Genomic DNA, 6,773 nt, shown 5'->3' with positions numbered 1-6,773 from the left:
CCTGGCGCGGCGACCTGAAACTCGACCTCATCGCCCCGGACGGCAAGATCTACCCCCTGCGGGCCCCCGACGCCAAGGACGGCACCGACAACATCGAGGAGAACTACTGGGTCAACGCCGGCGCCTCACCCGCCAGCGGAACCTGGAAACTCAGGGCTGAGGACCTCGCCAAGGGCGACAAGGGCTACATCAACGGATGGACCCTGACGCTCTGAAGGCACCGGCCGCCCGCGCTCCTGCTGCGGGCGGCCGGTCCGCCCGGCGTACCGTCACACTTCGGTCGTCTGCCCATCGCGGGCGATGTCGATCATGCGAAGCGCGCGGGTACGCCACGTCGGCTGGTCGTGTTCGTCCATGAGGTCGTAGCAGCGCATGAAATGCATCGCCGCTGCCTGCCGCTGGCCGTGGTCCAGGCTGATCTCGCCCAGGAGATAGGCTGAGAGCGCCTCGCTGTACATGTCACTGGCCTTGGTGGACATGAGCGACAGCCGGCGGAGCGCGGTCACCGCGTCGGCGTATCGCCCGACAGCGCGGTAACCCTCGCTCAACCGTCGCAACACATAGCGTTCTCCCGGTCCCCAGCCCAGCTCACCGATGATGCCGAGGCTCTCCTCGTAACGATCGATGGCTCCGCGGAAGTCATTCTCGCGGAAGCACACGATCCCGGTCACGAGAGTGCGCAGGAACCGCATGACCGGTTCGCCGTAGTGTCGGTCTTTGGCGAGCAGCAGCGTCTGCCGGAAGATGCGGATCGTATCCCGGTGATCCTGCGGCTGCGCCCCGCATATGGCCACCAATGTGTCCAGCAGGGGTCCGACGATGTCGGCGGACTCGAACCGTGACATGGCCGCGCGGATTCCGGTTCGTGCCCCCTGCCCGGGTTCTACGGCCAGAAGGTCACATGCGACGAGGCCGGTGAGCGCGTAGGCGGCCGCGTGAGAGTCCTCTCCGTCGTCGAAGTGATCGAACACGGACTGGAACATGTCCCGCGCCGCCGCGAAGCGCTCGCCATCCAGCTCGATGTCGGCCAGAGCCAGTCGCGCCAGCATCGCCGTGTCCTGCTCGGGCGCCCGCTGGGCGGCGCTCTGCAGGAGGCGGACCGCGTCCGCCCGAAGGCCGCTCGTGACGAGGAACGGTACGAGGCGCAGGGCGAGCTCCGCCGCCGGTTCGGAGGGGACGGCCTGAGCAGCCGCCAGGAGGGTCTCCCGCTCGGCCGACAACCATTCGGCCGACATCCGTTCGGCTGGGCCAGGGAGATGTCCGTCGGAACGCGCCCGCGCCATCAGGGGGACCATCGGCGGCGGATGTTCGAGGCCTGCGAGACGCAGTCTCGCCAGGCACTCGTCAACCAGCCGTTGTATCGCCGTCTGACGCTGCTGAGGTGAATCCTCGGTCGCTGCTCGCTCGGCCGCGAATCTCCGCAGGAGATCATGCATGCGGTAACGAGTCTGCCCGCTTCGATCGACTGTGCTCGCGCGCAACAGTCCAGCCGCGACAAGCGTCTCCAGCGCCGCGTCCGCCTCGCGCATGGATGTGCCCAGCAGCGCGGTCACGCTCCACTCCGCGACGCTGCCGATACCGGACAGGCCGATCAGCCGGAAAGCACGGCGGGGCAGCTCCGGCAACAGCTCGTAGCTCACCGAGAAGGTTGTGCGGATGTCCAGCTCACCGAGAGTCAGTTCGTCCAGGGGGCGGCCGTCCGTCAACCGCGTGGCCAGTTCCCGCAACGGCCAGGCGGGCCTGATGGAAAGCCTGGCTCCGGCCACCCTGATGGCCAGAGGCAGCTGTCCGCACGCCAGCACGATCGTCCGCGCCGCCTCAGGCTCGCCCCGTACCCGGTCCGCGCCGACGATCCGCTCGAGCAGCGACTGTCCCTCGGTCTCGGACGGCATGCCGAGCGAGACGCGGGTGGCACCGGCCAGCGTGGCGAGGGGACCGCGGCTGGTCACCAGCACGGCGCTGCGCGGAGTGCCCGCCAGCAGACATCGCACCTGGCTCTCGTGCTCGGCGTCGTCGAGGACGACGAGCACAGCTCGATCCGCCAGCAGCGACCGATACAGCGCGGCCCTGGCCTGGACCGAGTCCGGGATGTCGGATCCGGGCCACTGCAGTGAGCGGAGAGCCTCGGCGAGGAGCGCGGCGGGTTCGCCCGCGGTGTCGCCGGATCTGAGGTTCAGGTAGAGCTGACCATCGTGAAAGTCGTCGCGAAGCCGGTGGGCGGCATGCACGGCCAGGGTGCTCTTACCCACTCCAGGAGATCCGCTCAGTACGACGACGGCCGGTGCCGTTCTCTGGGGCGCCGGGCGTAGCGCCGTGAGGACTTGGCCGAGTTCCTCGGCTCTTCCCACGAAATCTGCTATGTCGGAAGGAAGCTGGCAGATTCGCTGCCACGTCTGCGGTGCCGGGACGGCCACGGTGCCGGCCAGGATGTCCGTCTGGAGTCGCTGGAGCTGCGGGCTGGGCTCGACTCCCAGCTGATCGACGATGACGGCGCGGGCCCGCTGATAAGCGATCAGGGCCGCATCACGATGCCCGCTGCGCGCGAGAGCGAGCATGAGCAAGCGCCACGCACTCTCGCTGAGTGGCTGCTCGGCGACCAGGGCGCGCAGGACTTCGATCACGTCGCCGGCTTCGCCCAGGCTGAGCTTCGCCTCGGCCCAGCTCAACCGGACGGCCGTGCGCCGCTCATCCACCTGAGTCGCGCGGGCCAGCGCCCAGCCCGCCAGTTCGGTGCCCTCGGCCACATGTCCCCGCCAGAGCGACAGTGACTTCTCGTACTCGCGGACAGCGCCCCGTATGTTGCCGTGTTCGTGCTCGTCCTGCGCCAGCTGGACCGCACGTTCGAAGGCGAGCAGGTCCACCTCTTCAGGGGTCGCCGCGAAGAGATATCCCGTCCCTCTGGTGAGCAGGCGGGTGTCCGGTGGGAGGGCTCGGCGCAATTGGGTGAGGTAGGCGTGCATATTGGCGACGGCCGAGTTGGGAGGCCTCTCCCACAACGCCTCCACCAGCCGTTCCCGGGAGACCAGCGTGTTGGCATGAAGCAGCAGGCTCGCCAGCACGGCGCGCTGCTTACCGCTCAATGACGGCTCCCGCCCATCTGACCAGCGCACTTCCACCGGGCCCAGGATCGTGAAGTGCGTACCGCTCATGTCCGGCTCCCCGCCTGTGCCGACTCCATGGTGAATTTGTGGCGTCAGAGCCCCATTGTTGAGCACACGCCGTTCGCGGGTCGAGAGGAGTGAGCACATGGAGATCAACGGCTCGCCGCAGTACCGCCGCTCGGGCACGCCATGGGTTCAGGGCGATGGCGCAGGCTTCGACGTCAATGAAACTGATCAGCCAGTTCGGAGGCATTCCATGCTGCACGGCTTCACCCTGCCCCTGTCCCCGCGCGGCGAGGCCAACCTCGTCCCGGCACCCCCGTGGCACTACGCGGGCGACGTGATCGGAGTGGAGTTCTGGACCAGCCCCGAGGCCGCGGCCGCCACCCTGCCGCCAGGCCTGACCCCGGATCCCTCGGCCTCCGGACACGGCACCGCCATGTTCATCGACTGGCAGTTCTCCGCCGATGGCCAGGACTATCTCGATCCGGTGCGCAGCCAGTACCGCGAGTTCATGGTCCTCATCGACGCCCTGTGGCAGGACACGCCCGTCGCCTGGTGCCCCTACATCTACGTCGACAATGACGCGGCCCTCGCCCGCGGATGGATCCAGGGCTTTCCCAAGAAGCTCGGCACCGTACACCAGACCAGGGCCTTCGCCGCACACAGCCCGGCCACACCGCGGGTCGAACCGGGCGGCCGGTTCGCCGCCACCGCCTCGACCGCTGCGCAGCGCATCGCCGAGGCCCTGGTCACCTTGGAACAACCCGTCCCCGACGCGGCAAAGCTGCTGACCAGGCCCACCGTCAACCTCCGCCACTTCCCCCGCCTCACCGCCGGCCAGCACGACAAGCCGACCGTACACGAGCTGGTCATGGCCGTATTCGACGACTTGCACATCGACAACGCGTGGATCGGGTCCGGAGAGCTGTCCTTCCTCCCGGCCCGTGGCGAGGAACTGGCTGCCCTCGATCCGGAACGCACCGGCATGGGCTTCCGCGCCTCGCTGGCCTACACGGTCAACGACCTCCAGGTTCTCGACAGCTGACCCCCGTCGGCTGGTGTGGCAGGGCGTCAAGGAGTCTCTTCGGTCAGGCCGAAAGAGGTCCAGCCGCCGTCGGGGAAACCGGCCGCCACGGCGACGGCGGCCGAGGCGAGGTTGTCCGGGGCGTGCATGTACGTGGGGACCGCCCCCTCGTCGAGGACCCGGCGGGCGGCCTGGGCGACGAGTCCGCGTGCCAGCCCCCGCCCCTGAGCCTGGGGAGCCGTCACGACGGCCAGTTCGTGCCCGTACGCGTCATGGCGCTTGATCCCGACGCCGGCGAGATGCGCTCCGGTCTCCGGGTCCCGGGCCACCAGCACGTCGCCGCCGAAGGGCCGCAACCACGCCGGGACGTGGGGGTCGTCGGCGGGGACCCACTCTCCGGCCTCGGGCAGCGACGCGGGCCGGAGGGTCCACCGGTACACGGCGGTGAACCATCCCCGCTGCGGATACCCCACCATGGCCGGTACCTGCGGCCCCACCACGGCGAGGTCACCGTCGGCGGCGTATCGCCGCGAAACCGGCCCGGCATGCTCGGGCGGGACCGACAGGACGCCGCCTTCCGGCCCCGCCACTCCCAGAACCGGATGGAGCCTGCCGTCCCAGCCGGGCCGCGTCCGTCCCGGCTCGCCGACGATGTCAAGGCCGGAAGCGGGCGGCCACGCGCCGAGCCAGCGGGCCAGGTGCTCGGACAGTCGTCGTTCAGATGTCATTCCCTGCCTCCTCGCATATACGGTTCGGGGGTATAGTATCCGAGCCGGATGCTCGAGAAGGGAACCCACATGCGACGACTGACCGCACTCGACCCCGCCGAAGCGCCGGGGAGATCCCGTGAGCTGCTGGACGACATCATCGCCAGGAGAGGTGGCGTCGGTGAGATGGTCGCCACCATGGCCCACTCCCCCGCGCTGCTCCAGGGCTACCTCGACTTCTCCCGCGCCATGAAGCGGTCCAAGCTCCCCCGCGCCCTCAGCGAGAAGATCTCACTGGCCGTACAGGAGTGGATCGGCTGCGGCCTCTGCCTCGACGCCCACACCCAGGGCGCCCGGGCGGCGGGGCTGAGCGAGCCGGACATCGCCCTGGCCCGCCAGGGCACCTCCACCGACGCCCGCGAAGCGGCGCTCATCGCCGTCGCCGTCCGCGTGCTCGCCGAGCCGTCCTCGATCACCGACCAGGACGTCGCCGATCTCCGGGCGCACGGCTGGAGCGACCGTGTCATCGCCGAGCTCCCCGGCCTCGTCGCCCTCAACCTGCTGACCGGCTCCTTCAACCTCCTGGCCGGACTCGAACCGGCCGATCAGCCGGCATAGTCCCGCTGCCCCGCTCGCCGGCTGCGCGGAGACGGCAGGAGCGGTCCCGGCCGCCCTATCCCCGGTTCCAGGTGGCCGAGGCTCCCCGGTTCCAGGTGGCCGAGGCGACGAACAGCGGGACGGCCAGGAACAGCCGCCCCCGCCGCGCCCGTTCCTTCTGCTCCGCGGTCCAGGCGTCACGCTGCTCCAGGGTGACGGCCCCCACCGCGAAGGCCGCCTCCGCCCTGCCGGTGAGCAGGGGCAGCGCCTTCGCGTCGGTGAAGACCATTGTGTGGATCTCCACGTGGACGTCGCCGAAGCCCGCTGAGAGCAGCAGGTTCCGGTAGCGGCGGGCGGCGCGGGGATCGGGGATCTGATCGGCGCCGGCGTGCACGATGGTCCGGGTGAGGGCCGGATCGCCGGAGTCGATGACGAACGCGTCCCAGTCCTGGCCGGTGAGCACGATACGGCCTCCCGGGGCGAGCACACGGCCGGCCTCGCGCACGGCGCGGCCGGCGTCGGCCAGCTCGTGCATCACCTTGTCCGCCCGGTACCCGGCGACCTCGCCGTCGTCGAGCGGCAGGGCGTAGGCGTCTCCCGTCCTGAAGTCCCCTTCGGGCCATCTCCGGCGCGCGACGGCGATCATCTCGTCGCTGACATCCACGCCGATCGACAGGCATCCCCGCTCGGCCAGCTCGGCGACCGCCCGGCCGGTCCCGCAGCCGACGTCCACGACGCCGGCCCCGGGTCCGAGCCGCAGCAGTTCGTACGACCGGGCGCGCAGGGCCACGGCCGCGGCGACGCCGTCCAGCTCGTCCAGACGCGTGATGAGTTCACTGGTGTTCGACATGCGCCCCAGCATCCGACTTAATGTCGACATGAAGTCAAGCACGGCGATGGCCATCGGTGACGTCGCGGCGAGGTTCGGCCTGGCCACCCACGTTCTCCGGCACTGGGAGACGATGGGACTGCTCTCGCCCGCCCGCGTCGCGGGAAGGCACCGCCGTTACGACTCCACCGACCTCAACCGCGTCGCGATCATCCTGCGGGCCAAGGAGGCCGGCTTCAGCCTGGAGGCCGTCCGGGAGATGCTCACCACCTCCGACCCTGTCGTCCGGAGACGGATCCTCCAGCGCAACCGGGACGATCTGGCGCGACGCATCGCGGAGGCCCAGGCATCGCTGGAGCTCATCGACTGCGCGCTCGGCTGCGATCACGAGGACCTCGCCGGCTGTCCGCACTTCCTGGCGGTGCTCGCGGAGCGCGGCGCCCCGCTGCCGGGCGCCTCCGGCGGGTCCGGCGGGTCCGGCGGGTCCGGCGGGTCCGGCGGGTCCGGCGGGT

At 70.1% G+C, this 6,773-nt stretch carries 7 protein-coding genes; 4 read left to right on the top strand and 3 right to left on the bottom strand.

Annotated elements, in window-relative coordinates:
- Positions 1-215: proprotein convertase P-domain-containing protein (locus tag ABZS51_RS41880; RefSeq protein ID WP_355453691.1), on the top strand; the 215-nt coding region annotated here is incomplete at its 5' end.
- A 54-nt stretch (positions 216-269) separates the two neighbouring features.
- Here the strand turns inward: ABZS51_RS41880 and ABZS51_RS41875 are convergent.
- Positions 270-3,149: a BTAD domain-containing putative transcriptional regulator gene (locus ABZS51_RS41875; protein ID WP_355453688.1), complete on the bottom strand. Its 2,880-nt coding sequence runs from the start codon at positions 3,147-3,149 to the stop codon at positions 270-272.
- 97 nt (positions 3,150-3,246) lie between these two features.
- Here ABZS51_RS41875 and ABZS51_RS41870 point away from each other — a divergent pair, with 97 nt between their 5' ends.
- Positions 3,247-4,149 (top strand): acetoacetate decarboxylase family protein, encoded by a 903-nt coding sequence (locus ABZS51_RS41870; protein ID WP_355453685.1) that lies wholly within the window; start codon positions 3,247-3,249, stop codon positions 4,147-4,149.
- Between the two features lie 26 nt (positions 4,150-4,175).
- On the opposite strand, the gene ABZS51_RS41865 is transcribed toward ABZS51_RS41870, so the two are convergent.
- Positions 4,176-4,856 (bottom strand): GNAT family N-acetyltransferase, encoded by a 681-nt coding sequence (locus ABZS51_RS41865; protein WP_355453682.1) that lies wholly within the window; start codon positions 4,854-4,856, stop codon positions 4,176-4,178.
- Between the two features lie 69 nt (positions 4,857-4,925).
- Here ABZS51_RS41865 and ABZS51_RS41860 point away from each other — a divergent pair, with 69 nt between their 5' ends.
- The gene (locus ABZS51_RS41860; RefSeq protein WP_355453679.1) at positions 4,926-5,453 is read left to right on the top strand and encodes a carboxymuconolactone decarboxylase family protein; all 528 of its coding nucleotides are present in this window, start codon (positions 4,926-4,928) and stop codon (positions 5,451-5,453) included.
- 55 nt (positions 5,454-5,508) lie between these two features.
- Here the strand turns inward: ABZS51_RS41860 and ABZS51_RS41855 are convergent, their stop codons facing one another.
- Complete coding sequence (locus ABZS51_RS41855) at positions 5,509-6,282, bottom strand: methyltransferase domain-containing protein (protein ID WP_355453676.1); 774 nt, start codon at positions 6,280-6,282, stop codon at positions 5,509-5,511.
- A 28-nt stretch (positions 6,283-6,310) separates the two neighbouring features.
- On the opposite strand from ABZS51_RS41855, the gene ABZS51_RS41850 reads away from it, so the two are divergent.
- Positions 6,311-6,773 (top strand): MerR family transcriptional regulator (locus tag ABZS51_RS41850; RefSeq protein ID WP_355453673.1); only part of this gene is annotated, 463 nt, incomplete at its 3' end.

The organism is Nonomuraea sp. NPDC005501 (assembly GCF_040605905.1).
GTDB lineage: Bacteria > Actinomycetota > Actinomycetes > Streptosporangiales > Streptosporangiaceae > Nonomuraea.
Note: the sequence above shows the minus strand (reverse complement) of the source record. Positions and strands in the feature narration are given on the sequence as shown.

Excerpts from the sequence above, each read along its gene's own strand:
- ABZS51_RS41875 (WP_355453688.1), bottom strand. The coding sequence starts at position 3,149 with ATGAGCGGTACGCACTTCACGATCCTGGGCCCGGTGGAAGTGCGCTGG.
- ABZS51_RS41870 (WP_355453685.1), top strand. The coding sequence starts at position 3,247 with ATGGAGATCAACGGCTCGCCGCAGTACCGCCGCTCGGGCACGCCATGG.
- ABZS51_RS41865 (WP_355453682.1), bottom strand. The coding sequence starts at position 4,856 with ATGACATCTGAACGACGACTGTCCGAGCACCTGGCCCGCTGGCTCGGC.
- ABZS51_RS41860 (WP_355453679.1), top strand. The coding sequence starts at position 4,926 with ATGCGACGACTGACCGCACTCGACCCCGCCGAAGCGCCGGGGAGATCC.
- ABZS51_RS41855 (WP_355453676.1), bottom strand. The coding sequence starts at position 6,282 with ATGTCGAACACCAGTGAACTCATCACGCGTCTGGACGAGCTGGACGGC.